Source organism: Streptococcus sp. 27098_8_66 (assembly GCF_041431945.1).
Taxonomy (GTDB): domain Bacteria; phylum Bacillota; class Bacilli; order Lactobacillales; family Streptococcaceae; genus Streptococcus; species Streptococcus dentalis.
Genome location: NZ_JAPVYS010000005.1, coordinates 56,100 through 80,512 on the forward strand (window position 1 = coordinate 56,100; position 24,413 = coordinate 80,512).

The following is a 24,413-nucleotide window of genomic DNA, read 5'->3' on the forward strand; positions in this document are numbered from 1 at the left end:
CCACAATGTGGTGACCTTATTTTTATTCTTCTGTTTCCACAAAGCGTCCAATGATATGAACGTTTTCTGAAATGGTGATAAAAGCCTGAGGATCAGCTTTTTTCATAATATATTTGAATTCATTAAACTCTGCACGCGTAATAACTGTCAGCAGAACCGCTTTTTCCTGGTGGTTATAGGTTCCTTCTGCATTGTGGATAATAGTCGCTCCACGATGCAATTTTTTATGAATCTTTTCAATAATGGCATCTGGCTGGCTCGTTACGATCATTGCCTGCATTCGTTTTTGCTTGGTAAAGACAGCATCCGTTACTCGACTCGATACGAAGATGGTAATCATAGAGTAAAGAGCATATTTCCAACCAAAAGTCAGACCAGCAATCAACATAATGGTCCCGTTGACCAAAAAAGAGATGCTGCCGACATTCTTTCCTGTCCGTTTTCGAATCGTCAAACTGACAATATCCGTTCCCCCACTGGAAATGTTGTTCCGAAGAGCAAAACCAATCCCTGTTCCCATGACAACCCCACCAAATAGGGCATTCATGATCGGGTCATTGGTCAAAGTTACCACTGGCACGAACTGAATAAAGAGGGAACTCATCGAAACCGTAATAAAGGTAAAGACGGTAAATTTATGGCCAATTTGATACCAAGCCACAATCATCAAAGGGATATTGATGGCATAAAAGGTCAAGGAAACCGGAATCGTAAAGCCAATAAAGCGTTGGCTCAGAACAGATAAAATCTGAGCTAGCCCTGTTGCACCGCTGGAGTATACATGTCCTGGTTGAAAGAAGAAATTGACGGCAATCGCTGATAGAAAACCATACAGCAAGGAAGCTGACACTTTTTCATCATATTTCTCACGGGAGATGCTCTTCAGCACGCGCAATAATTTAATGTTATAAGCTAGTCGCCGCACATGATAGCGAAATAGCTTATGAAAGCGAGTTTTTTTCATTTTCAATCCATCGATTAGAAGAAAAGGAAAATCTTAGAGCAACTGATTCCTAGACGTTCCCTTTTCTCTCTTGTCCTATTCTTGCTCTGCTACTTCTACTTGAAGATTTAACTCATCCAATTGCTTTTCAGAAACGACAGAAGGAGCTTGTGTCATTGGATCTGTCGCCTTGTTATTCTTAGGAAAGGCAATGACTTCCCGAATATTATCTTCCCCTGCAAGAAGCATCACGAAGCGGTCTAATCCAATCGCCAATCCTCCATGTGGTGGGAAACCATAATCCATTGCTTCTAACAAGAAACCAAATTGTTCATTGGCAGCTTCTTTTGTAAATCCAAGTGCCTTAAACATCCGTTCTTGTAAATCTTTATGATTAATCCGTAGGCTTCCTCCACCTAATTCATAGCCATTTAAGACGATATCATAGGCAATTGCTCGAACTTTTGAAAGATCTCCTTCCAATTCATGCTCTGTTTCAGCTTGTGGGAGTGTAAATGGATGGTGAGCAGACATATAACGGCCTTCTTCTTCAGACCATTCAAACATTGGCCAATCCACTACCCAAAGGAAGTTGTATTGATTGTTGTCAATCAAGTCAAGCTCTTTCGCAAGACGAACACGCAAAGCACCAAGCGTTGCATTGGCTACTTCAAGAGTATCTGCTACAAAGAGAACTAGATCTTTGTCTTCTAACTGTAAAGCAGCTGTCAAGTCACTTGTCAAGTCTGTCAAGAACTTCGCAACAGGACCGTTCAAAGCACCTTCAGCATATTTCACCCAAGCAAGACCTTTTGCACCGTATTGCTTCGCAACTTCCGTCAATTTATCGATATCTTTACGAGAGTAATGATCCGCTGCACCTTTGACAACAATCGCCTTAACTGCTGGAGCTTCTGAGAAGACTTTGAAGTCTACACCCTTGACAAGCTCTGTCAAGTCTTGTAGCAACATTTCAAAACGTGTATCTGGTTTATCTGAACCATACAAGGCCATAGCATCATCATAATTCATCCGTGGGAATGGGAGTGTTACTTCAATTCCCTTGGTTTCTTTCATGACACGTGCAATCAAGCCTTCTGTGATATCCTGGATTTCTTGATCACTCAAGAAAGAGGTTTCCAAGTCGACCTGTGTAAACTCAGGTTGACGGTCTCCCCGTAAATCCTCATCACGGAAACACTTCACGATTTGATAATAGCGATCAAATCCAGCATTCATTAACAATTGTTTTGTAATCTGAGGACTTTGTGGAAGGGCATAGAAATGACCCTTATTGACACGGGAAGGAACCAAGTAGTCACGTGCTCCTTCTGGAGTTGACTTAGAAAGAAACGGTGTTTCCACATCAATAAATTCTAATTCATCTAAGTAATTGCGAATTGAATGGGTTACTTTTGCACGGAGTTTGAGGTTTTCCAACATCTCAGGACGACGAAGGTCTAAGTAACGGTAACGAAGACGGGTATCATCATTGGCTTCAATTCCGTCCTTGATTTCAAATGGTGTTGTTTTGGCAGTATTGAGAACCGTAATAGCTTCTACCTTGAGTTCTACTGCTCCTGTAGGCAAGTTTGGATTGGCTTGTTCACGAGCTTCTACAAGGCCTGTCACTTCTACAACATATTCACTACGGATGCTTTCAGCTGTAGCCATCACTTCTGCACTAACTGTTTCTGGATTGATCACCAATTGCATGATTCCTTCGCGATCGCGTAGATCGATAAAGATCAAACCACCCAAGTCACGACGACGGCTAACCCATCCTTTCAAGGTAATACGAGTTCCAATGTGTTCTTCACGAACACGTCCAGCATACATTGAACGTTTCATTTCTAATTAATCTCCAAACTAATATTCTTCCTTCTATTTTACCATAAAGACCAGCAGAAAGTGGCCTTTAGCTCAACTTTTTCAGTCAGCAACTTCTTTAGTTATCGTGGCTCTCTTCTTTCTTTTTGGGATCATCATAGAGAGTGGGTGCTAGCACCTTCATTAAAGTCGCAGTCCCAAATCGCAAGACAGCTGCTGCTAGTCCAAAAATAGGGGATAGGTAGCGGAAAAAGAAATCTCCCCTAAGCACATAGGTCATGCCACCCACAATAAAAAAGATCACAATTCCCTGAACGATTGCGTAAAACCAAATTTTTTTCACACTATTCTCCTTTTCACAAACCAGCTGACTTATCCACTGTTTTTTATCACTTATCCACAAAAATGTGGATAACTTTCACCTTTTGCCCCCTCAAAAGAGGAAGCGTCGTCAGCATCAGGACTTGCTTTCATCCATTTACAAGCAAGTTTCCCACAGCCTGTGGATAACTCTCTTGCTTATTTGTGACTTTCTCGTCACTTTCCTCACAAATCAAGGAGCCAGGATTTGATCCTGCCCCCTTTGATCAAGCATTATTTAAATTCGTCTGGTGTCCCTTTATATTGGGCCCAGTCTTTGCTGAAGAAGCGGTCATTTAGATGGTAAGTTGGTGCTTTTTCAGCCTTTGTGACAAAGGGATTGACCGCTTTATCAAAGGCTAGCCAACCATTCCATCCCATATGAATCGTATCTTCCATAAAGTAGGGCTGATCACCATCTTTAGAAAAGTCTGCAATATTGGTGAATCCTTGGCTTTCCAATTGGTAACGAATCTTTTGAACAGCCTGTTCATACTTTTCTTGGCTCAAGCCTGTGTATTTCATCCATTTGGCATTAACTGGAGGAATGACAAAGATAACATTGGTCCGAGATTTAGCAAACTGGTCTAGAACCAACTGCAAGTCATTGTACTCAGGAGATTGAACATAGGATTCGTTTTTTTGGAAACCTTTTAGTTTCTTCAACTTCATTTTTAAACGAGTATTGTAAAAATGATTGCTGATTCCAAGGTCGTTGTTATTGGTTTTGACTTTTGCTTCAGCCGTTGCAATTTCTTCCAATTTCTCATATGAGAATTGATCTGGTAAATCTTGTAGACGTTTTTTGACCTTCTTATCGTAATTCCCGTTTGTACGCGTTGCAAGATTACTAAACAAAGCATCTTCGCGTTGGACAAGGTGGGAAACAAACTGGTTCAAAGACTGATCAAATCTGGAAATTTTCTTTCCTTGAGAAATTTTCGTTACAACACTTTGAAAGGCGACATTTGGATACTGTTGTAACAGACGCTTTGCAGCATACTGGGATGCAGCATCCTGTTGGTGATTGGCAATAAAGCTATTCAACTGATCGCTATTAAAGAATTGTTGAAAAGCATAGGAATCGTATCCCTTTTTGGTAAACCATTGCGGAGAAACTACATAAACAGCTGTATTGTCCTTGAGTTCTGGCAAAATCTGTTGCATCCCAAAATACTGGTTCAAAGAAGCCGCACCACGTTCTCCTAAAAAGTAGGGTCTATAATTGCGGTCATATTTCTCAGCCAAAACTGCTGGATGCACCACATCAAAACGCAACCATTCACTGGAGCCGAAATAAGGGACAAAGCGATGCTGTGGATCAGAAAGTGCTTCTTGTTTCTTTGTACGACTCTTGAATCCTTCTGCATTCAGACTAACCGCAGCTTTTTTCTCTTCAGTATAGTTGTGCTTATGATTGATTGGATAAAAGAATAATAAAGCTGTTACCATGAGGAGCGCGCAAAATACGGGCCCTAAAATCAGCCACAAACGCTTAAGCATTCTGAAGCTCCGTTACACCTTCTACGATCTTGTTAGCAGTATTCCAATCATCGCGTCCAAATTCAGATACAGGAACACGGATGCCAAAGCGATTTTCCAGTTCCACAATCAATTCGACTGTCCCCATACTATCAAGGACACCCGCATCAAAGAGATCCTCATCCATCATGTCTGAGACATCTTCCATAAACAATTCGTCAATAATTTCAATTACTTGAGATTTTACATCCATTTTTCTATTCTCCTTTTATTTCAATTTTGGAAACCATTGTTGATCCAAGAATCCTGAGAAAATCAGGAAGGACAACATCACTGTGTTAAAGGTGATAAAGATCCCTAAAGCTTTGGTCCAACGATTGTCCGGTATAGGATCCAATCCTTTTGCTTTTCTTTCTTTATTGATGGTCTTTTTCTTACGAATCCAAGCATCATTGATGACCAGTCCAAGCCCATGGAAGAGCCCATAAGCGATGTAGTACCAAGTCACCCCGTGCCAGAAGCCCATGACCAACATATTGATAATGTAGGCAACATTTGAGGTGGTAATCCGGCTCTTGAATACTTTATTGCGCATCAATACCATCACGAGACGCATAAAGACAAAATCACGGAACCAGAAAGATAAACTCATATGCCAACGATTCCAGAATTCCTTTAAGTCACGTGATTTAAAGGGACGATCAAAGTTGATGGGACTTTTAATTCCCATCAGATTGGAAGCTGCTAAAGCAAACATCGAATAGCCCGCAAAGTCAAAGAAGAGGTCAAAGCCATAAACATACATGACTCCCAGCGTTCCGATATTGAAGAATCCACCTTGAGACAAAGCATAGGTCTGCACATGTCCTAACAATAAGTGGCCAAAAATATGAGCTAGGATAAATTTATAAAGGAAGCCATACATGATATACTTAACAGCTTGCTCCAACATATCCAATAATTCTTCACGCTCAGGAATAGCGTTATAATCCTCATTAAAACGCTTGAAACGATCAATCGGTCCACTTGAGAAGGTCGGCATAAAGAGCATAAAGCGTAAGAATTCCCAGAGTGTGAATTCTTTCAAGACACCATCTCGCATTTCGATGATCATTCCGACAGCTCGGAAGGTTAAATACGAAATCCCTAAAAATCCAAACAAGGATTGGTGCCCATTCTTGATCGCTGGCTCCACCTTAACAAAGATCAGGGGCAAGACAGACAAGAAGGAATGAAGATAGAAAATCCACTTGTTGTCCGCTTTCTGACGATAGATTTTGTAGGAATACACAATCAAGATTTGCCAGACTACGTAAAAGAGCAGGGCATAAATTTGCTTGAGATTCGAACCTGTCAGCATCAAAATGATAAAGATCAGACTCACCAGTCCTTCATAGACCGGAAATCTCTTTTTGAAAAAGAGGCCCACAAAGATCGGCAAAAAAGCTAGAATGAGGTAGACAAAATAGATCGGTGTTCCATAGTGTTCTAAATGAGGGAGCTGTTTCAAAAACTCGATCATCGGTTATTAACCTCGCTAATCAACCCTTTGATGTCGATTTTCCCGTTTGGTGTTAATGGCAGGCTATCACGATAGAGGAATTTTGAAGGCATCATATAAGACATCATGATGTTTTCTAAATCTTCCTTGATGGCTTTTGTGATATCAATTTCGCGCTCAAATTGTTCTTTGACGCCCTCTTTTAAGATGACATAGGCCAAGAGATTTTGGACCTTGTGATCCTTATTATAACGCGGTACTGCGACTGCTGAGTCAATATACTTCGATTTGTTCAAGTTTTGAGAGACATCCTCTAGCTCGATACGATAACCGTTAAACTTGATTTGGAAGTCCATCCGACCACCATAGAGAAGAAGGCCTTCATCCGTCATGGTTCCGACATCTCCCGTATGGTAGGCTGGAAGACCTTCAAATTCGAAGAAGGCTTCTGCTGTTTTCTCTGGATTATTCATATAACCTTTTGAAACAGCTGGGCCTGATACGATGATCTCACCTTGCTCACCATTCGGCAATTTGTTACCTGCCTCATCAATGATGAAGGTTGGAGAATCTTCTTTGGTGTAACCAATTGGCAGACGTTTCAAAGTAGCTAACATCTCATCTGTTACGGCTACAGCCGAAAGAGCTACAGTTGCTTCCGTTGGGCCGTAGGCATTGATGATGCGTGCATTTGGGAAACGCTCGCGCAATTTCTGAGCAGTCTTGACTGTCAACTCTTCCCCATCAAAGTAGAAATGGGTGATCCCTGGCATTTTTTCAGCATTGAAATCCTCAGACAACATGGCCATATCTGCAAAAGATGGTGTTGAAGTCCAGATCGCAATCGGAAGAGAAAAGATCGTCGCAAAGAGTTGTTTGAAGTCTTGAGTGATAGCTGATGGAAGGGCAAAAAGGGTTCCTCCAAGAGCTAAGGTCGGTGCCCAGTACATGACAGACAAGTCAAAAGAATAGGGCGGTTGCGCCAACATTTGCGGACGCTCTGGCGTTGCAAATTCCTTGTCCGTAATCATCCAGTTGGTAAAACTGAGCAAGTTATCGTGCGAAATTTGCACCCCTTTTGGTTTCCCGGTTGTCCCTGAGGTAAAGATGATGTAGTAGTTATCATCCCCTTTGACCGGATGTTTCAAGTCATAGGCATGCTGAGCCGCATAAGCTTCACGCACTTGCTCCAAGGACATGATTGGAGCAGCTGGGTTTTCCAATGGAAATTCATTGATGGCAATAATCAAGCTTGGCTCTGCTACTTCAACAATGGCAGACACGCGCTCCAAGGCAGAGTGGCTATCAATCGGAATGTAGGCATGGCCAGATTTGGTCAAGGCCACAAAGGTTGCTAACATTTCATATTCTTGACCACCAAAGACCACTACAGGTGACTTTTCAGGAAGTCCCATTTGGTCGATGTGGGCAGCCAAGCTATCTGAATCAGCCTTCAATTGGCCATAGGTATGCTCCTCACCAAGGACATTGTAGACAGGATAGTCTGGTTGTAGTTGCGCATAACGTTCAATTGTCTCGATCATATCAGTAATTGGTTGGTTTGACACGGCTAGGAGTCTCCTTTTCTAAAATTCGTTGTAGATAAAGCCACCCTGACCTTGACCAAGGTAACTAAAGAAATAAAGTAGGGCTAGAAAAATGGCGAAATACAAGACCGTCTGCCCGATAAATTTATAAAGTGTTTTATGTTTCATAAGTTTCACTCTTCATTTTGATTGTTATTCACTATTTTACCATTTTTTATACCAAGTAAGCAATTTTAAACATAGTGAGAATGTCGTAGAAAACGTTATCATTTCAGATCATTCAAGTCGTTTAACGAAAGCATTTTTCTTTAATCAGTTTTCTGGTTGAAATCCTATTCTATTTCACAGTCCCCTGACGAATCAACTCCAGACACTTGTCCAGATCCACATCTCTCTCGAAATGGCTAGGTGTCCAAGGAATCTCTATATCGGGTAGAACACCCTGATCCGTCATCCCTTTGCCTTGATCCAGGCTTAGACAGCGAGAAGTAGGAAACATCAATCGATAATCACCATAATCAACGGTACAACAATTGGAATAGTCTAAAATTCCGAGAGTTGGTCTACCTACCACCGTTACCTTCTTAAATTGCTTCATCATCTGGACAAAATTATCTCCAGAAGAAGCGCAGTAGATGTCTGATAAGACAAAGATCCGTTCGGGATAGTGGCCTCCTCTAACCTCTGGGAAGAATTCCTCGCTTTCTTGCTGATACGGTACATAGCCTTTCCCCCGATGGCGGAGCAATTCCTCTTTCATCTCTTCAAGCAGTTTAACCGTTTCAGGACTAATTTCTTCCTGTTGCATCCAGTCCTCAAAGTCTTTCAAGCGCAGGTCAACATTGCGCTCCGTATAGAGAATTTCCATGCCATCATCATCCCAGTCAAGCGAATCATAACCCTGATCCTTCTCTAAACCTAGGTGTAATAGAGGGAAATATAAAGAATCTGTCCCTCCGCCGTTCTGTCGAACATCAACGAGAAGGAACTTGACCTCCGTCATCATCGGTAAGCACTCTTGATATACCCGGCTAATAGCTCCCTCATCCATAAAGTTATCCAGACGAAGGTAAAGGATCTCATCGTCTAATCGTTTCCAAAAAATCTGATCTTGGATCGGCTCTTGACTGGGCACTACTTCAATGGTCTTTTCTACCCCTTTCCGGAGAAGAGTGACCCTTCTTGACTGAGAGACCAAATCTGCCCATTCTCGGTAATGTCTTTCGGGGGTCTTACTGATAAAATAGTCCTTATGAAGAGACGCTACCTGCTCCAAATCACTTCCATCCAGACTTAGGATCTGGTCCCCTGCTTGGAGACCCGTATCTGCATTCGCCTTTTCAACATAAAGTTGATGGCCCGTTACGCGTAAGAGAAAGCCTTTTTGACCAGCTTTTTTATTCTGAAAGGAGATATGGCCAATAATCCCAAAACTGGCTAGGTAGGACCTGACTTGATAAAGAAAGGCATCATCCGACATATCATCTGTCATTTTTTCTCGAAAGCGATCGGGGTCGCATCCTTTTCGATCCTTGATGGTAGATGAATCATGGCTCATAATCGAGATGATATCTTCAAAAATAGCAGTCTTTTTCATAAAGGATTCCTTCAATTTTTTAGAAATAGTATACCACTTTTTCTTAAAAAGTTCTTAAAATCCTAAAAAACTATCCTAAAGTAGGATAGTAGTTATAAATTCTTTCTTTTCTTCGCTTTCTTTGTCAGAGCAACATCACAATTTTCAATCTTGTTAATCAATAGATTAGCAAGGGCAAAATCATCGATGTTCGATTTCATATTCACCTCATAGTTCAAGGTCAGTTGTTCTCCAGCTTGGGCCGTTGTGACAGAAATAAAGTCAACTTCTGAACAACTTTGGTCTAACAACTGACTGATTTGTTCTGCAACAGCATCTTGTTTTAAGACGGTAATAGTCAAATGACGGCGCCGTTGATGATCTGCCTTACTCTGTTTGTTCTCCAATACAAGCCAAACCCCTAGTAAAGAGAGGGTTGATAAAATGGCCAATAAAAGATAGCCCGATCCTGCTGCTAGTCCTATAATCATGGCTAGAAAAATCGCAATCAACTCTCTCGAACCACTCGTAGCTGACCGGAAACGAATCAAACTAAAGGTCCCTGCCACTGCAATCGAGGTTCCCAAACTTCCATTGACCAAAAAGATCACTAAGGTCATCATACAAGGAAGCAAGGTCAAACTAATGACAAACTCTCGAGTGTACAGTGTCCGGTATTTATAGGTCCAAGATAGGGCCATTCCTAGAAAGAGGCTGATCAAAAGGGCCAGCAGTAAGCGCACCGGATCCACCGTTGCTGTGGCATTATTAAAAATAGAATCAAATAGATTAGACATAGGCAGCACCTACCGTTTCTTCCACTGGTCTTGGGGCATAATCCAATCCTTGTGATTTATGATAAGCACAGCTATATTTTGAAAATTTCTGCTTGACCAAACCATACTTCTCTAAAATATCCTTTAACCATTGAGGTTCTTGTCCGGGAGCCTTAATTTCCATGATCACGAAGTCATCCTCTAACAAAGGTTCTCCTTTCTTCCCATGAAAAAGACTAACAGCTTGATCACGAAAGACTAAGTTTTGATCGATTGTCACGCGAATTTTCTGATAAGGATAACCCTGAATGGATTTCTTTTCTTTGAGAGACAAGCGATCATAGTAAATGAACATCCGTGGTTCCAACCGATGACCATAGCGTTTGCGCAATCTCTGAATCTCTTGCACTAAGTCTGGATCTTGTATCTGATGATCTACTGTCCCATCTGTCATCAAGTTGATAATGGCTTGTGAAGTAGCGACTAGACGGAATTTATGGCCAATTCCTTCTTCATCTTTTGACTTCACCTCTAGAAATACCGGACTGTCTGCTTGAGGTGTTTCTATATAAGTCCGCATACGTATTTTTTCACGGCGGTGTTGTTTCGCAAGAGCATCTTGAATAACCTCAAAATTTTCCGTATCAAAATAAATGTTTGAAATAGTTGAAGTTGGATAATCATCTTCTACGACGTATTTTTTTAAGTCTTTGATCAAGTCTTTTACGTCATCTTTTGCGACGATATATTTTGTTTCGATTCGTTTAAAACTTGTCTCAATTGTTTTTTTCATGTTTCTACTCCTTTAAGGGGGGATATTGCTTCTAATCTTCAGTAAGTATGGATACGACTTACGTGTTTTCTAGTTTAATGGGACTTTCTTAACTGGTCATTAAGCCAAACTTAAAGAAAACTAAAGTTAAGATTCCTTTCAGAAAAACTTTAGGAAACTTTCAGCTAGCAACTTTAGACTAGGAGCATATCAATTGAACGAGAGGAAAAGCTCATGAAATCAAACAAATGGAAATTTTTATTAACGGGGGCCGCAACCCTCACCTTACTGACAGCTTGCACCCAGGCATCATCACAATCAGCTACAAAAAGCAATACTGCTCAAACAACCGCTACTTCTACTTCAAAAAATAAAACAAACAATTCCAACTATTTTACAGATAAGGACAAGGACACCTCATATGATGAAAGTACAGCCTCTACTGTTAAACTGTCTGGATCTTCTGCAAGTGTATCAGGTGACGGCGTAGCTGTTTCTGGATCCACCGTGACCATCTCGAAGGCCGGAACTTATGTCATCTCTGGTGAATCTGATGGGGTTCAAATCAAAGTCGAAGCAGGTGACTCAGATGATGTTCATATCGTCTTAAAAGGTGTTACTATGTCCAACACCAACGCACCAATTTCTGCTACGAAAGCGGGGCATGTCTACCTGACTCTAGCAAATGGCACGACCAATACCTTGTCTGATTCAAGTTCAAACAGTGATGAAGATGCCGATGCGGTCATCTTCTCTAAAGGCGACCTCACCATCAATGGTTCGGGTACGCTCAACATCGATGCCAAGAAGAACAACGGGATAAAGGCCAATGACACTCTCCACATCACGGGTGGAACCTATAAAATCACAGCTGTAGGAGATGCCCTCAATGTCAATGACGAACTCAATATCACTGGCACGACCATGACCATTGACGCAGATGAAGATGCGGTCAAGGTGGATAATGATGAAGATACTTCGGTCGGAACCATGTACCTTTCAGATAACAAAATGACCATCACAGCAGGAGACGATGGCATCCATGCTTCTGGTGATCTGATCATCGATAGCGGAACCTATCAGGTAACCGAGTCTGTCGAAGGTCTCGAAGGAAAATCGATCACCATTAACGGTGGAGATATCACCATCTATGCAACCGATGACGGGGTCAATGCGGCTAATGCTAATGCCAACCAAGATGAAATTTTCTTCACCATGAATGGTGGAACTCTCAACGTTGAAGTTGGCCAAGGGGATACCGATCCAATCGACTCAAACGGTAATGTCACTGTGACTGGAGGAACCATCAATTTAACAGGGCAATCCGGCTTTGACTTTGATGGTACTGCTACCTATACCGGTGGAGATATCTATATCAATGGTGAAAAACAAACAGAAATTGTCAATTCCATGCCTGGAGGCGGTGGTGCTCCCGGCGGTGGCGGACCTCAAGGTGGTGGACCTGGAGGCGGACATCCATAACAACAAATAAAGGCAGGATTTCTTCCTGACCTTTTTTTGTTCCTCTTTTTATGATAGAATAGAAAATCAATCAACTTGTTGAAAGGAATATGATGAAAAAACAGACACTACCTCTTTTGTTCACACTCTTGCTGTCTCTTCTTTTTCTATCAGCCTGTGTGCCGGACCTTAAGATCAATTTTAAACAAGTGCCTACTACTACCAGCTCAAAAAAGAAAACCACTAAAAAAAGTAGCTCGAGTCGTTCAACTAGCTCAACTAGCACAGGTAATTCCTCTAGCTCTCCCTCAACTACTACGGAGACCACTTCTGACATCATCACAACCGAAGGGCTCCCTAGAAATGCCCAAGAAGCACCCAAGGATAAAATTTATGCAACAGGGAACTTAAAAGTAGCCTACTCTAGAAATGACGACAATATTTTTGTACAAACGCCGGATTATGAAGGGTATACCACTGCTCTTGTCCAAAAAATCCTTGGAAATCCAGAAAAACAAATAACAGACCCTGCTTATATTAGCGAATCTTTTCAAAATATTGAACTAGAAAATATTAAAAATCTCTACCGTAAGGGGAAAATTACAGAAGAACAAGCTCATGCCTTTTTATTGGGAGCTGTTGATCTGAAACAAGCTTCTAAATTCGGAGTAGATTACACCATTTACACCTATAAAAACAACACCATCCAACTGGTCTTTGAAAACGACCAACTCCTCTATATTACGCCAAATCCTGATGTTGTCTTCTTTAAATAATGAATATTCTCGCTTAAACAAGCGAGAATTTTTGTTTCACATGAAACAAAAAACTCTCAACTCCAAATGAGTTGAGAGTTCTTGACGATTAGTCCTCTTCATATTTTTTTGGATTGTAAAACCACATCCCTAGTCCCGCAAATAGAGCAATGGTCATCAAAAGAAAGACCACTTGATTTCCAATTTCTCCTGTCATCGAAATCGTTTGACGAAGACCAGAGACGGTATAGCTCATTGGCAAGAATGGATGAATGGCTTGGAAAAATCCATTTGTCAAAGCAAGAGGATAAGTTCCTGCACTAGAAGCCAATTGCAAGAGCAAGAGGATCAACGAGAGGAAAGCACCGACCTTTCTTTGCCATGTTGTTAAAGCGGTCACGATAGACATGAAGGCTAGACTACCGATCACACAAAGGAAGAGGGTAGCCATCTCATGATTGGCAGATAAACCAATCAAGTGAACAGCACCATAGACCAAGATTCCTGCAACCACCGCAATGGTTCCATTGACCTCAAAGCGAGATTTAAACCATGCCCAACGACTTTCAGGATGACGACCGGATGGCAATTTTGCAAAGATCATATTGGTTGACAAGGCACAAACAAAGAGTGCTACAGAGATCATATAAGGAGCCATTCCGACCCCATTTACAGGGACATTATCTTGATCTGTTTTAGAAGTCGTAACAGGATTGGCTAAGGTTTTTGCGTTTTCTTTTTCAGTTGTAGCCACATTCAATTGTCCCTTAGCATCGTTTAATCCTTGACTCAAGGTTTGGCTTCCTGTTGCTAATTCACCTAAACCGTTTGTCAATGTTTGGCCACCCGTTGCTAATTTGCTGGATCCTTCTGAGATTTGATTTGCTCCGTCAGCTAGTTTATCAGCCCCATTCACCAATTGACTTGATTTTTCTGTCAACTGATTGACACCAGTGACAAGTTTGTTGACACCACCTGCCAATTCTGGAGTTTTGCTGTTCAATTGTCCTACACCGTCAGCTAATTTTCCAGCACCGGCAACCAATTCACCCGACTTACCTGTTAATTGGGTCGCTCCTGAAGCCAGTTGATTCATACCTGATGTCAAGGCAGGCATCTTCCCATTTAACTCACCTAGACCAGAAGCTAATTGATTGCTTCCTGCAAGTAATTCTGATGATTTACTATCTAGTTGACCAACACCTGCTGCTAACTGACTAGCCCCATTTGTTAAAGTACTGCTATTGGTCTGAAGTTGTGTTGCTCCATTAGCGATTTTATCAACACCAGCTGTATAAGCGCTGATCCCTTGACTGATGGTTTGACTAGCTGGCAACAATTGTCCACTAACTGCGGATTGGATCTTAGACAAGCCACTTGACAAGTCTGTCAAGGTAGAAGAAGCTGTCGGTAAAACTTGATTGGCTGCCGTTTGCAGTTGTGTCAAGCTATTTCCTGTATTCAAACTACCTTGGATCGTTTGAATCGTTGTCAAGATTCCTTGAGCCGCCGTTTCATTCGAGCTTGGGCTCGATGAGATCGCCGCATTGATCTCCGCTTGTTGGTCAGCTGTCATTGCTTGATAGGCTGCTGTCCCTTGCACACTTGCAAGGGCATTTGCACGATCCGTTTGGGCTGAAGCAAGGATTGATTGAGCTGAATTCGCAATACTCGTCAATCCAGACGAAAGTTGACTGGTATCTACTGTAGCATTTTGAATCGCTGCATTTAATTGGTTTAAACCAGCTGCCAATTGATCAATCTGAGCAGATTGACTTGTAGAAGCTTGTAGCTGGCTTGATAATGTTTGAATACCTGATTCTAATTGTGAAACCCCATTTCGAAGGGTAGCAGATTGACTACTTAATTGACCCGCTCCTTCTGATAAAGTAGCGACTCCATTTGTATAGGTTGCTAAACCATTTGAAAAGTTAGATAGGCCTGAATTCAATTGACGCACGCCATTGGTATAATTCCCAAGACCATCATTGAGGGTCCCCATACCACTGGTTAATTGACCAACTCCTGAAGCCAACTGAGGGGTTTGACTCGCCATTTGATTGAGACCATTTCCTAATCGATCTACTCCGGTAGCGTAAGCCATCAAGCCTGTATTAAAAGTACCAAACCCATTATTTAATTGATTGACGCCAGATACCAAGTTTGGAAGTTGACCAGCCATTTGATTGAGACCATTTCCTAATTGACCAACACCATCTGTATAAGCCGCTAGACCTGTACGAAGAGTAGTTGCACCATCTGAAAATGCTAAGCTTGAACGAGCCAATGTATTCAAATTAGTAGATAGTGTTTGACCACCATCTTCCAATTTACTTGCACCATCTGCTAATTTAGCACTTCCATCTGCCGCTGTCCCCATACCAGATTTAAGCGATCCCATTTTGGAAAATAAAGCTGTTGTATACGTATTGGTCACTTTTTCGGCCACTGACTGCTTCATTTTTGTCATCGCAGTGTCACTCATTTTTCCTGCGATAAAACTATGACCACTGGACGTTTGGTAATCAATGGTCATCTGTTCCGGATGATTGGTTAAGATGGAGCTAGCTTTTTTTGAAAGATCCTCAGGCAGGGTTACAATCATATAATAATCGCCATTTTTAAGACCATCTTTCGCAGCTTTCTCATCTACAAAATGAAAATCAAGTGAGTCATTGTCCTTCAAATTGGACACCATGTCTTTTCCGATTTCCATCTTTTGTCCATTATATGTAGCAGATTGATCCTTATTGACAACCGCTACAGGAAGATCCGAAACTTGGCCATATGGATCCCACATGGAAGATAGAAAAATAATATTATAAAGAGCTGGAATCAAAGCAACCCCAATCATGACAATGATAAATGTTGGCTTTTTAAGAATAGCCTTCCATTCTTTCATCATATTTTTTGTCTCCTTTTTATACACATTGTCTAAATTTCTGATATAATAGATTATACAGTTTCTAGAAATTTTCACAAGTAGGAAATCTTTATTTTTAGACACTGTGTATAATTTTGTGCAAAAAGGATGAACAGATGACTGAGAGCAATAAACGATTAAAAACAAAACGAAATATCGAGGAGGCGATGGTTCGACTACTAGAAAAGGAATCATTCGACCAAATCACAACGGTTGAGTTAGCACAAGAATCCGGCATTAGTCGCTCTAGCTTTTATACCCACTATCGAGACAAGTACGATATGATCGAGCGCTACCAACAAGCACTCTTTCACAAGCTTGAATATATCTTTGACAAACACCAAGACGACAAGCGCCAAGCGATTACAGAAGTGTTCGAATTCCTAACCAAGGAGCCACTCTTTGCAGTTCTTCTGACAGAGAATGGAACCAAAGAGATCCAAACCTTCTTACGACATAAATTACAGATTCTTCTGGTTGATAGTTTGCAAGAGCGCTATAGTCATAAATCATTAACAGATATTGAAAGAGTCTACAGTTCTGTCTATCTGACCAATGCCTTCTTCGGAGTCTGTCAGATGTGGGTTTCGCGCGGAAAAAAAGAAAGTCCTCAACAAATGGCTGAATTTTTAATGAAAATGTTACGGTAACAGTCTCTCCTGATCGATCTAGATCAGGAGTTTTTTTATTAGCAGGTTTAGGTTTTAAGAAAACAAAAAGGGGAGCAAAGCCAGAAATCAACCCTTTAAGACAAAACAAAAAGCCCACTGTAGTAGGCTTTCTGCAAAGTATATCTTAAAATTAAAGCATTTTGTTGTAGAATTCAACGACAAGTGCTTCGTTGATTTCTGGGTTGATTTCATCGCGTTCTGGAAGGCGAGTCAATGAACCTTCCAATTTGTCAGCATCGAATGATACGAATGCTGGACGTCCAACTGTAGCTTCAACAGCTTCAAGGATAGCTGGAACCTTAGCTGATTTTTCGCGAACTGAGATCACTTGACCTGGAGTTACGCGGTATGAAGGGATATCAACGCGTTTTCCGTCAACAAGGATGTGACCGTGGTTAACGAATTGACGAGCTTGACGACGAGTAGTCGCAAGTCCAAGACGGTAAACAACGTTATCCAAACGACGTTCCAAAAGAAGCATGAAGTTGAAACCGACAGTTCCTTCTTTAACTTTAGTAGCTTGTACGAACAAGTTACGGAATTGTTTTTCACCAAGTCCGTAAGAGAAACGAAGTTTTTGTTTTTCAGCTAATTGCAAACCGTATTCTGACAATTTTGAACGGTTGTTTGGTCCGTGTTGACCTGGTACGTAGTTACGACGTGCCAATTCTTTACCTGTACCTGTAAGTGACAAGCCAAGACGGCGAGATTGTTTCCAAGATGGTCCTGTATAACGTGACATTTGAAATGTCCTCCTATAAAAATAATTTTTGTAGGAAATAACGTTTTAGACAAACCTGATTCGTTCAGAAAGCCTTCGCCCAAACAGCAAAGGTTACTTTTCTAGCTGACTTCCTGTTGACGAGCTTCATTTTGTCCTGCTGTCATTTCGCACAAACTCTATTCTATCACGGAATAGAAACTTTGTAAAGTCCTTCAAAACAATTTCAATGAAATTCAGACAATAATTCTATGATTCGTTTTTTATATTGCAATTGTTGCCAGTCTCTATCCGTTGCTGGATCCCATTTTAAAGGAAGATCTGCAATAATTTCACCGGGATTATGATTCAAGATATAGATCCGGTCACTCAATGTCAAAGCTTCTTCGATACTATGAGTGATCACTAGAGTGGTGAGACCAAGACGTTCCTTGCTTTCTAGATACCAGTGATAAAGATCCTGCCTTGTCAATTCATCTAAGGCACTAAAAGCTTCATCTAATAGGAAGACAGAATGACCCAATAGATAAGTCCTTAATAGCGCCACCCGTTGCCGCATCCCCCCACTCAGCGCATTAGGATAAAGGTTGGCGATACTTCCCAATTTAAATTCATCTAACAATTTTAGAGCTGTAGATGTTGCCTCTTCCTTAGGAATCTTTTTTAATTGAAGGGGAAGAATAATATTTCCCAATACTGTCTTATGTTCTAACAAAAGATCCTTTTGTAGCATATAGCTGACTTTTCCAAAGGAGATCGGGGCATCATCTACTTCTATAGCGCCCTTTTGTAAGGGAAGGATCCCAGCAATTAAATTAAACAAGGTTGATTTCCCTACCCCACTTGGACCTAGAATAGAGACGATTTCTCCTTTTTGCACTTCTAGTGATACATTGTTTAAAACTGCTTTATCTCCAAAAGAGAAACTTACATCTTTTACGGTTAAAATATCAGTCACCTACCAATTCATTTGTGAAACCTTTGTCTTCTAAGTCATTTGAAACCAATCCTTGCTCTTTTGCCCAAGCATAAAAAGCATTCCAACGTTTGGAGTCAAACTGTCCCCATTTATCCTTGTCTGAAGCATATTGACTGGAAAGATATTTTTGAGAAGCTAGTACAAAATCACGCTGGTTAGCCAAAGCAGGGGCCTGTTTAATCAAGATATCTGCTGCTTCTTCTGGATGCTCTATAGCATATTGGTAGCCTTTTTTCACCGCTTGAATGAATTTTTTTGCTTCCTCTTTATGAGATTTCAAATAGTCATTGTTAGCAATAATAACAGGCGAATAGTAGTCAAATGCAGGAACAAAATCTTTCATATAGAAGAAATTGGTTTTCATTCCCTTTTGCTCAGCCAAAATTCCATCCCAACCGTGATAAATCCAAGCAACATCAAAGACCTTATTTTCAATCGGAGTAATGGAATTTGAATCACTATTTGGAACCAATTTTACTTGATTAAAATCAGCCCCTTCTTTTTTCATCATCGATTTGATCATTTCCAACTCAATCGGATCATTCCAGGTACCATACTTCTTACCAACCAAATCTTTTGGACTTGTGATCGCTGCATCTTTTCTTGAAATAATCCCTGACGTATTGTGTTCGACAATAGCTGCAATAGCGGTAATACCCGCACCTTTATCCAATTTCTTGGCCATAGAATCTTGGAAATAAATACCAAATGGAGCTTTCCCATTGATAATCAAATCAGAACTACTGTCTTCCGGAGGAAGTTTTATATCTACATCCAGTCCTGCATCTTTAAAGTACCCTTTTTCCTTTGCTACATAGAGACCCGTGTGATTGGTATTCGGGGTCCAATCTAGAATAAAATCAATCTTTTTCAAACCACTTGACGATTGCTTGACAGAATTTTGACAAGCACTCAAGAAAACAAATCCCAATATTATTGAGAAAAATAAACCTATTGACTTTTTCATTAGCTATACCTCTTTTACATTTTTGTCAATTTAATTTTTACACCATTTACAAGTTTGTCAATCCTTTTTCCATTTTAGAATGGTTCGTTCTAATTGGTCAACGAGAAACATACCGAGTAAACTAATAGCAGAAATCAATACAATGATCGCAAACATCGTATCATACTGAAATAACTTCTTCGATTGGATCATATAGACCCCCAATCCATCAAAACCTCCTAACCATTCTGAAACTACCGTACTGATAAAAGCATAGGAAACGCTCACACGTAAACCTGCGAAAAAATAAGGAAGCGCTGCAGGAATTTTATAATGGACTAAAGTCTGAAAGCGATTGGCTTGCATAATCTGAAACAATCTCAGAATATCTTGATCGCAATGCCGAAAACCATCTAACAGACTGACTACGATGGGAAATACAACCGTAATAATGATCAAAACCAGTTTTGGAAGCATACCATAACCAAACCAAAGAACCAGGATAGGGGCCAAGGCAATCGTCGGAATGGTTTGAATAACAACCATAAAAGGATAGACCAGATCATTCACCCATTGAAAACTATCCATGAGAATCGCAAAGCCAGCAGCAAGAAGAACCCCTATAACAAGTCCGATCAAGGCCACTTGAAGGGTAGACAAACTGTGATGAATCAGGAGAGCTCGATCTCGTACAAAGGCATTCCCAATTTCAAGTGGCGTTGGTAATACAAATTTGGGGAGGATATTTAACAATCCTGCTAACTGCCATAAGACAAGAAGGCTGCTAAAACCTGCAAATCCTATCAACTGTTTTGAATATCTTTTTACAAGAGACATCGTAACCTCCTTTCTCACAAATAAAAAACGCCTCCAAAATAGGAGACGGATTGCACAAGGTCACTCATAACGAAAAATACATTTCATTTGTTTCCTACGCTGGCATTACCCAGATCAGGTGCGGTCGAAGCTTACACTTCCTCTCAGACTGTACACAGACTCCCATATGTATTTATTATAATAACTGATTTAGACGATAAAAGCAAGAAATTAATCCAAATAACGAATTAAATTTTTCTCTGTTAAAATATCTGAATAGGTGTAAGACTCCACGTATGTATTGGCCGGTTCACCTGGTAAGCTATTGTCGTTCGTATACTCGATAATAAATAAAGAAGGATAGACCTCAATCAAGCGTCCAAATTTATTTTTTTGACGTTTCCGTCCATTTTCAAGCGTCATTTCAACCACTTGTCCTTCATGGGCCTTGATTTCTTCTTTAATTTTTTTCATTTTTGCAACATCTGTAAATGCATCACTCATCTTATTGATCCTCTCTCTTTGAAATGCTTGAGAATTTATTGTATTCCTTTTGGAATATTAATTCGACTGTCCCACGCGCACCTGAACGGTTTTTCTCTATAATCACTTCAACCGTATTATTGGGCATTCCATCTTCTTCCTCTTCACCAGCTCGATCATAATAATCATCACGGTACAAGAAAGCAACAATATCCGCATCCTGCTCAATCGATCCAGATTCACGAATATCAGAAAGAACAGGACGTTTGTCTTGGCGCTGTTCCACACCACGTGATAGCTGACTCAAAGCAATAACGGGAACTTTTAGTTCCTTAGCCAAAATCTTTAACTGACGAGAAATTTCTGAAACTTCCTGTTGACGGTTTTCTCTTCCAGTCCCTGTAATCAGCTGCAGGTAGTCAATCAGAATAAGACCGAGATTCCCTGTTTCCTGCGCTAATTTTCTTGCTCTCGAACGAATCTCAGTGATCCGAATTCCCGGAGTATCATCGATGTAAATACTCGCATTGGCCAAATTTCCTTGAGCAATGGCATATTTCCGCCACTCTTCATCCGTCAATTGACCTGTACGAATCGAATGGGATTCAATCAAACCTTCAGCTGCTAACATCCGGTCAACCAAACTTTCAGCGCCCATTTCTAATGAGAAAATAGCCACTGTCTTATCCAACTTTGTCCCGATATTTTGAGCAATATTTAGAGCAAAGGCTGTTTTCCCTACTGCAGGACGAGCCGCTAAAATAATCAACTCTTCCTCATGTAGCCCTGTCGTCATATGGTCCAAATCGCGATAGCCTGTCGCAATACCCGTAATATCAGAGGTTTGAAGCGAGCGGGCTTCCAAGCTACCAAAATTTATATTCAAGATGTCTCGAATATTTTTAAATCCACTACGATTTGCGTTTTCACTAACATCAATCAGAGCTTTTTCAGCACCCGCAATGATTTCATCTGAAGGACTTGCACCATCATAAGCTTGATTAATACTTTCCGTTAATCGAGAGATCAATCGACGTAAGACAGCTTTTTCGGCAACAATTTTCGCGTAATACTCCGCGTTAGCTGAAGTTGGTACCGAATTAATGACTTCTACCAAATAGGAGAGACCACCAATATTTTGGAGATCCCCCTGACTATCTAAAATATTTCGAACAGTCGTCGCATCAATCGCATCCCCGCGGTCAGCTAGATCGATCATGGCTTTAAAAATCAAACGGTGCGAGTACTTAAAGAAATCGCCAGGCTCGATATATTCACGAACAAAGACCAATTTCCCCTCATCAATAAAGATGGCTCCCAACACTGATTGCTCCGCTTGGATATCCTGAGGTTGTGTTCGTAATTCCTCTATCTCAGCCATAAAAAAACCTTTCTATCGATCGTGTTTACCCTTCGTTTACACGAATATTAATCACACCTGTAACATCTTGATAAATTTTTACAGGGACGTCAATCAAACCTGTTGAACGAATTGGAGAGGAAACTTGGATATGACGTTTATCAATTTTAATGCCAAATTGTTTCTCAAGCTCTTCTGCAATCTTTTTATTGGTAATAGAGCCGAAAGTACGGCCATCTGGCCCAATTTTTTCCGTGAATTGAACAACAGTTGCTTCTTCTTCTAATTTTGCTTTAATCTTTTGCGCTTCTGCTAACAATTCAGCATGCGCTTTTTCTTCTGACTTTTGCTTTCCACGAAGTTCACCGATTGCTTGGGCATTGGCTTCTTTCGCAAGATTTTTCTTGATCAAAAAGTTTTGTGCATAACCAGTAGGCACTTCTTTAATTTCGCCTTTTTTACCTTTACCTTTTACATCCGCTAAGAAAATAACTTTCATTCTACATTCTCCTTTTCATATAGTTACTTCGTTTTCAATCGTCTCAATCAGTTGTTGACGAATACTCATCAAATCTTGACCCTCAATTTGAGAAGCTGCCGAATTGAAATGACCTCCTCCGCCAAGCTGTTCCATGATACGCTGTACATTGACTTTGCTTCGACTTCGTGCAGAAATAGAGACAGTCCCACTTTGATTACAAGCAATGACAAAGGTTGCTTCCACCTCAGACATGGCTAGCATACTATCAGCTGCTTTACTAATAGTTACTGAATCATAGGCTTTAGTCGTATTGGCACAAGCTACGATGATATGTGGCAAAATCTTTTCACCAGTCAAGATCAGTTCGTTCACTTCACGATACTCATCAAACTGAATCGCAGAGATCTCCTGGATGGCTACACTATCACTACCTCTTGAGCGAAGGTAACTCGCCACATCAAAGGTCCGACTTGTAACACGTGCGGAGAAGTTCTTAGTATCCAGCATGATCCCAGCCATCAAGACACTAGCTTGAATCTTCGTCAACCGATTTTTCTTCGACTTCTGGAACTGAATCAGTTCACTAACCAATTCGCTCGCGCTACTTGCTCCACTTTCAATATAGGTGATCAGAACATTTTCAGGGAAATCATCATCCCGACGGTGATGGTCAATGACAATAATCTGTTGAAATTTCTGATAAAATTCTTTAGAAAGGGTCAAAGCTGTCTTAGAATGGTCAACCATAATTAACAAAGAGCGATCCGTCACCATTTGCATGGCTTCCTCTAGGGGAAGGATTTTCGTTACCTGCTCTTCTTCTAGTTTCGCAATTGCTCTTGAAATATCACTAGCCATTGCATGCGGGTCATAGACCACATAAGAGGAAGCCAAAATATTGCTAGAGAAAAACTGCATTCCCACAGACGCTCCTAAAGCGTCCATATCCAAGTTTCTATGCCCAACAATGAAAACTTGATCAACGGATTTAACCTTATCCGAAATAGCTGTCATCATAGCGCGTGTGCGAGTCCGAGTCCGCTTCACAGCCGAAGCTGTTCCCCCACCAAAGAAAATAGGGTTTTTCTGTTCATCATTTTCTTTGACAACCGCTTGATCCCCACCACGAACTTCCGCAAGGTTTAGGTTCAAGAGAGCCACTTTACCAATCTCATCATGCTCCCCGTCACCATACGAGAATCCCATACTTAAGGTAATAGGTAGCTCACGATTTTTAGCTTCCTCACGGAATTGATCGATGACAGAAAATTTTGATTCCATCAACTGTTCTAAGACCGTGTAGTCTGTAAACAAATAGAAACGATCCATCCCCACACGTCTGTAAAACATATGGTAATGAGCTGTAAACTCTTCTACAAAGTTGGCAATAAAACTATTGATATTGCTAATATCAGAGTCTGAAATGACATCTTCTAGATCATCATAGTTATCAACAGAAATAATACCGATAACGGGACGAGTTGTCACCAATCCCACAGTTGCTTCATACTCACTTGAAACATCAAAAAAGTAAACAACACTAGACGTCTGATCAAAGTAAACAGAATATTTCTTATCGGCTACAGTGACATAATGACCTTTATCCTCAAACAGAGTATTGAGTAACTTTTTCAAGGATTCAACATCAAAGTCCCCATCATCTGTTGAAAAAATCAATTCAGCATAAGGGTTGAACCACTCTACTTCATTTGACTCTTCATTAATTTTGATAACTCCAACAGGCATTTTATCAAGGAGGGATGCTAATCCGCTTTCTGCCTGATGGTTCACATATTGTATTTGTTCTAATTCATCTAACTCTGAAATTTGTAACTGGTATTCAAATAAAGCAATCAATCCAGCTAAGACTAAAAAAATTGCAATGAGAGTTACATAGCCTTTGCCAAAGATTCTTAAAAAAATTGCTAAAATTGCAAATGAAATAAAACCAATTAATACATAATGGATGAACGATAAACGAAATTTTTTCATCATAAACCTCTTCTCGGAATTATACCATAAATAGAGGT

23 protein-coding genes and 1 riboswitch are annotated in these 24,413 nt (G+C 40.6%); of the genes, 3 read left to right on the forward strand and 20 right to left on the reverse strand.

Annotation, left to right across the window (positions count from 1 at the left end; all coding sequences use genetic code 11):
- Positions 1-22: 22 nt before the first annotated feature.
- From O3642_RS05480 to O3642_RS05530, 11 genes are all read right to left on the reverse strand, one after another.
- The gene (locus O3642_RS05480) at positions 23-964 is read right to left on the reverse strand and encodes a YitT family protein (protein ID WP_371605567.1); all 942 of its coding nucleotides are present in this window, start codon (positions 962-964) and stop codon (positions 23-25) included.
- A 75-nt stretch (positions 965-1,039) separates the two neighbouring features.
- Complete coding sequence (aspS, locus tag O3642_RS05485; RefSeq protein ID WP_049482684.1) at positions 1,040-2,794, reverse strand: aspartate--tRNA ligase; 1,755 nt, start codon at positions 2,792-2,794, stop codon at positions 1,040-1,042.
- A 97-nt stretch (positions 2,795-2,891) separates the two neighbouring features.
- Complete coding sequence (locus tag O3642_RS05490; RefSeq protein ID WP_021154124.1) at positions 2,892-3,116, reverse strand: hypothetical protein; 225 nt, start codon at positions 3,114-3,116, stop codon at positions 2,892-2,894.
- Positions 3,117-3,367: 251 nt separating this feature from the next.
- On the reverse strand, positions 3,368-4,636 hold the full coding sequence (dltD, locus tag O3642_RS05495; protein ID WP_371605568.1) for a D-alanyl-lipoteichoic acid biosynthesis protein DltD: 1,269 nt from the start codon (positions 4,634-4,636) through the stop codon (positions 3,368-3,370).
- Entirely contained in the window at positions 4,629-4,868 is a 240-nt protein-coding gene (gene dltC / locus O3642_RS05500) for a D-alanine--poly(phosphoribitol) ligase subunit DltC (RefSeq protein ID WP_003002265.1), read from the reverse strand. The genes dltD and dltC overlap by 8 nt, the downstream gene beginning before the upstream one ends.
- A 15-nt stretch (positions 4,869-4,883) precedes the next feature.
- Complete coding sequence (dltB, locus tag O3642_RS05505; protein ID WP_049516100.1) at positions 4,884-6,137, reverse strand: D-alanyl-lipoteichoic acid biosynthesis protein DltB; 1,254 nt, start codon at positions 6,135-6,137, stop codon at positions 4,884-4,886.
- Positions 6,134-7,684, reverse strand: a complete 1,551-nt coding sequence (gene dltA, locus O3642_RS05510) for a D-alanine--poly(phosphoribitol) ligase subunit DltA (RefSeq protein WP_021154127.1) — start codon at positions 7,682-7,684, stop codon at positions 6,134-6,136. Before dltA ends, dltB begins: the two co-directional genes overlap by 4 nt.
- Before the next feature lie 18 nt (positions 7,685-7,702).
- On the reverse strand, positions 7,703-7,831 hold the full coding sequence (locus tag O3642_RS05515; RefSeq protein ID WP_003002102.1) for a teichoic acid D-Ala incorporation-associated protein DltX: 129 nt from the start codon (positions 7,829-7,831) through the stop codon (positions 7,703-7,705).
- A gap of 169 nt (positions 7,832-8,000) precedes the next feature.
- Positions 8,001-9,260, reverse strand: coding sequence for a S41 family peptidase (locus O3642_RS05520; RefSeq protein ID WP_371605569.1), 1,260 nt, complete (start codon positions 9,258-9,260; stop codon positions 8,001-8,003).
- Between the two features lie 92 nt (positions 9,261-9,352).
- Positions 9,353-10,036 (reverse strand): DUF4956 domain-containing protein, encoded by a 684-nt coding sequence (locus O3642_RS05525; RefSeq protein ID WP_371605570.1) that lies wholly within the window; start codon positions 10,034-10,036, stop codon positions 9,353-9,355.
- Complete coding sequence (locus O3642_RS05530; protein ID WP_201089515.1) at positions 10,029-10,808, reverse strand: polyphosphate polymerase domain-containing protein; 780 nt, start codon at positions 10,806-10,808, stop codon at positions 10,029-10,031. Before O3642_RS05530 ends, O3642_RS05525 begins: the two co-directional genes overlap by 8 nt.
- A 213-nt stretch (positions 10,809-11,021) precedes the next feature.
- Here O3642_RS05530 and O3642_RS05535 point away from each other — a divergent pair, with 213 nt between their 5' ends.
- Positions 11,022-12,269, forward strand: coding sequence for a carbohydrate-binding domain-containing protein (locus O3642_RS05535; RefSeq protein WP_347113034.1), 1,248 nt, complete (start codon positions 11,022-11,024; stop codon positions 12,267-12,269).
- Positions 12,270-12,361: 92 nt separating this feature from the next.
- Positions 12,362-13,024 (forward strand): DUF4947 domain-containing protein, encoded by a 663-nt coding sequence (locus O3642_RS05540; RefSeq protein ID WP_272106829.1) that lies wholly within the window; start codon positions 12,362-12,364, stop codon positions 13,022-13,024.
- A gap of 88 nt (positions 13,025-13,112) precedes the next feature.
- Here O3642_RS05540 and O3642_RS05545 read toward each other — a convergent pair whose 3' ends face one another.
- Positions 13,113-15,908 (reverse strand): YhgE/Pip domain-containing protein, encoded by a 2,796-nt coding sequence (locus O3642_RS05545; protein ID WP_347112808.1) that lies wholly within the window; start codon positions 15,906-15,908, stop codon positions 13,113-13,115.
- 134 nt (positions 15,909-16,042) lie between these two features.
- On the opposite strand from O3642_RS05545, the gene O3642_RS05550 reads away from it, so the two are divergent.
- A complete protein-coding gene (locus O3642_RS05550) occupies positions 16,043-16,576 on the forward strand; it encodes a TetR/AcrR family transcriptional regulator (RefSeq protein ID WP_003001962.1) in 534 nt (177 codons plus the stop codon).
- Between the two features lie 151 nt (positions 16,577-16,727).
- On the opposite strand, the gene rpsD is transcribed toward O3642_RS05550, so the two are convergent.
- The 8 genes from rpsD to O3642_RS05590 form a co-directional block, all read right to left on the reverse strand.
- The gene (rpsD, locus tag O3642_RS05555; protein WP_003002210.1) at positions 16,728-17,339 is read right to left on the reverse strand and encodes a 30S ribosomal protein S4; all 612 of its coding nucleotides are present in this window, start codon (positions 17,337-17,339) and stop codon (positions 16,728-16,730) included.
- Positions 17,340-17,544: 205 nt separating this feature from the next.
- Positions 17,545-18,276 carry an ABC transporter ATP-binding protein gene (locus tag O3642_RS05560; protein ID WP_024056481.1) on the reverse strand — a complete coding sequence of 244 codons (732 nt, stop codon included), beginning with the start codon at positions 18,274-18,276 and terminating at the stop codon, positions 17,545-17,547.
- Positions 18,269-19,264 carry an ABC transporter substrate-binding protein gene (locus O3642_RS05565; RefSeq protein WP_371605571.1) on the reverse strand — a complete coding sequence of 332 codons (996 nt, stop codon included), beginning with the start codon at positions 19,262-19,264 and terminating at the stop codon, positions 18,269-18,271. The genes O3642_RS05560 and O3642_RS05565 overlap by 8 nt, the downstream gene beginning before the upstream one ends.
- A 57-nt stretch (positions 19,265-19,321) precedes the next feature.
- Positions 19,322-20,080 carry an ABC transporter permease gene (locus O3642_RS05570; protein ID WP_049516089.1) on the reverse strand — a complete coding sequence of 253 codons (759 nt, stop codon included), beginning with the start codon at positions 20,078-20,080 and terminating at the stop codon, positions 19,322-19,324.
- A 74-nt stretch (positions 20,081-20,154) separates the two neighbouring features.
- Positions 20,155-20,256: riboswitch (TPP riboswitch) on the reverse strand.
- A gap of 34 nt (positions 20,257-20,290) precedes the next feature.
- Complete coding sequence (locus tag O3642_RS05575) at positions 20,291-20,563, reverse strand: Veg family protein (RefSeq protein WP_003009183.1); 273 nt, start codon at positions 20,561-20,563, stop codon at positions 20,291-20,293.
- Between the two features lies 1 nt (position 20,564).
- Positions 20,565-21,923, reverse strand: a complete 1,359-nt coding sequence (gene dnaB, locus O3642_RS05580; RefSeq protein ID WP_014714093.1) for a replicative DNA helicase — start codon at positions 21,921-21,923, stop codon at positions 20,565-20,567.
- A 25-nt stretch (positions 21,924-21,948) separates the two neighbouring features.
- On the reverse strand, positions 21,949-22,401 hold the full coding sequence (gene rplI, locus O3642_RS05585; protein WP_003002156.1) for a 50S ribosomal protein L9: 453 nt from the start codon (positions 22,399-22,401) through the stop codon (positions 21,949-21,951).
- A 15-nt stretch (positions 22,402-22,416) separates the two neighbouring features.
- Entirely contained in the window at positions 22,417-24,378 is a 1,962-nt protein-coding gene (locus O3642_RS05590) for a DHH family phosphoesterase (protein ID WP_371605572.1), read from the reverse strand.
- Positions 24,379-24,413: the final 35 nt, after the last annotated feature.

Coding starts and splice junctions, on each gene's coding strand:
- O3642_RS05515 (WP_003002102.1), bottom strand. CDS start 7,831: ATGAAACATAAAACACTTTATAAATTTATCGGGCAGACGGTCTTGTAT.
- dltD (WP_371605568.1), bottom strand. CDS start 4,636: ATGCTTAAGCGTTTGTGGCTGATTTTAGGGCCCGTATTTTGCGCGCTC.
- O3642_RS05480 (WP_371605567.1), bottom strand. CDS start 964: ATGAAAAAAACTCGCTTTCATAAGCTATTTCGCTATCATGTGCGGCGA.
- aspS (WP_049482684.1), bottom strand. CDS start 2,794: ATGAAACGTTCAATGTATGCTGGACGTGTTCGTGAAGAACACATTGGA.
- O3642_RS05570 (WP_049516089.1), bottom strand. CDS start 20,080: ATGTCTCTTGTAAAAAGATATTCAAAACAGTTGATAGGATTTGCAGGT.
- dnaB (WP_014714093.1), bottom strand. CDS start 21,923: ATGGCTGAGATAGAGGAATTACGAACACAACCTCAGGATATCCAAGCG.
- rplI (WP_003002156.1), bottom strand. CDS start 22,401: ATGAAAGTTATTTTCTTAGCGGATGTAAAAGGTAAAGGTAAAAAAGGC.
- dltC (WP_003002265.1), bottom strand. CDS start 4,868: ATGGATGTAAAATCTCAAGTAATTGAAATTATTGACGAATTGTTTATG.
- O3642_RS05550 (WP_003001962.1), top strand. CDS start 16,043: ATGACTGAGAGCAATAAACGATTAAAAACAAAACGAAATATCGAGGAG.
- O3642_RS05545 (WP_347112808.1), bottom strand. CDS start 15,908: ATGATGAAAGAATGGAAGGCTATTCTTAAAAAGCCAACATTTATCATT.
- O3642_RS05590 (WP_371605572.1), bottom strand. CDS start 24,378: ATGATGAAAAAATTTCGTTTATCGTTCATCCATTATGTATTAATTGGT.
- O3642_RS05530 (WP_201089515.1), bottom strand. CDS start 10,808: ATGAAAAAAACAATTGAGACAAGTTTTAAACGAATCGAAACAAAATAT.
- O3642_RS05565 (WP_371605571.1), bottom strand. CDS start 19,264: ATGAAAAAGTCAATAGGTTTATTTTTCTCAATAATATTGGGATTTGTT.
- O3642_RS05575 (WP_003009183.1), bottom strand. CDS start 20,563: ATGAGTGATGCATTTACAGATGTTGCAAAAATGAAAAAAATTAAAGAA.
- dltB (WP_049516100.1), bottom strand. CDS start 6,137: ATGATCGAGTTTTTGAAACAGCTCCCTCATTTAGAACACTATGGAACA.
- O3642_RS05520 (WP_371605569.1), bottom strand. CDS start 9,260: ATGAAAAAGACTGCTATTTTTGAAGATATCATCTCGATTATGAGCCAT.
- rpsD (WP_003002210.1), bottom strand. CDS start 17,339: ATGTCACGTTATACAGGACCATCTTGGAAACAATCTCGCCGTCTTGGC.
- O3642_RS05525 (WP_371605570.1), bottom strand. CDS start 10,036: ATGTCTAATCTATTTGATTCTATTTTTAATAATGCCACAGCAACGGTG.
- O3642_RS05540 (WP_272106829.1), top strand. CDS start 12,362: ATGAAAAAACAGACACTACCTCTTTTGTTCACACTCTTGCTGTCTCTT.
- O3642_RS05535 (WP_347113034.1), top strand. CDS start 11,022: ATGAAATCAAACAAATGGAAATTTTTATTAACGGGGGCCGCAACCCTC.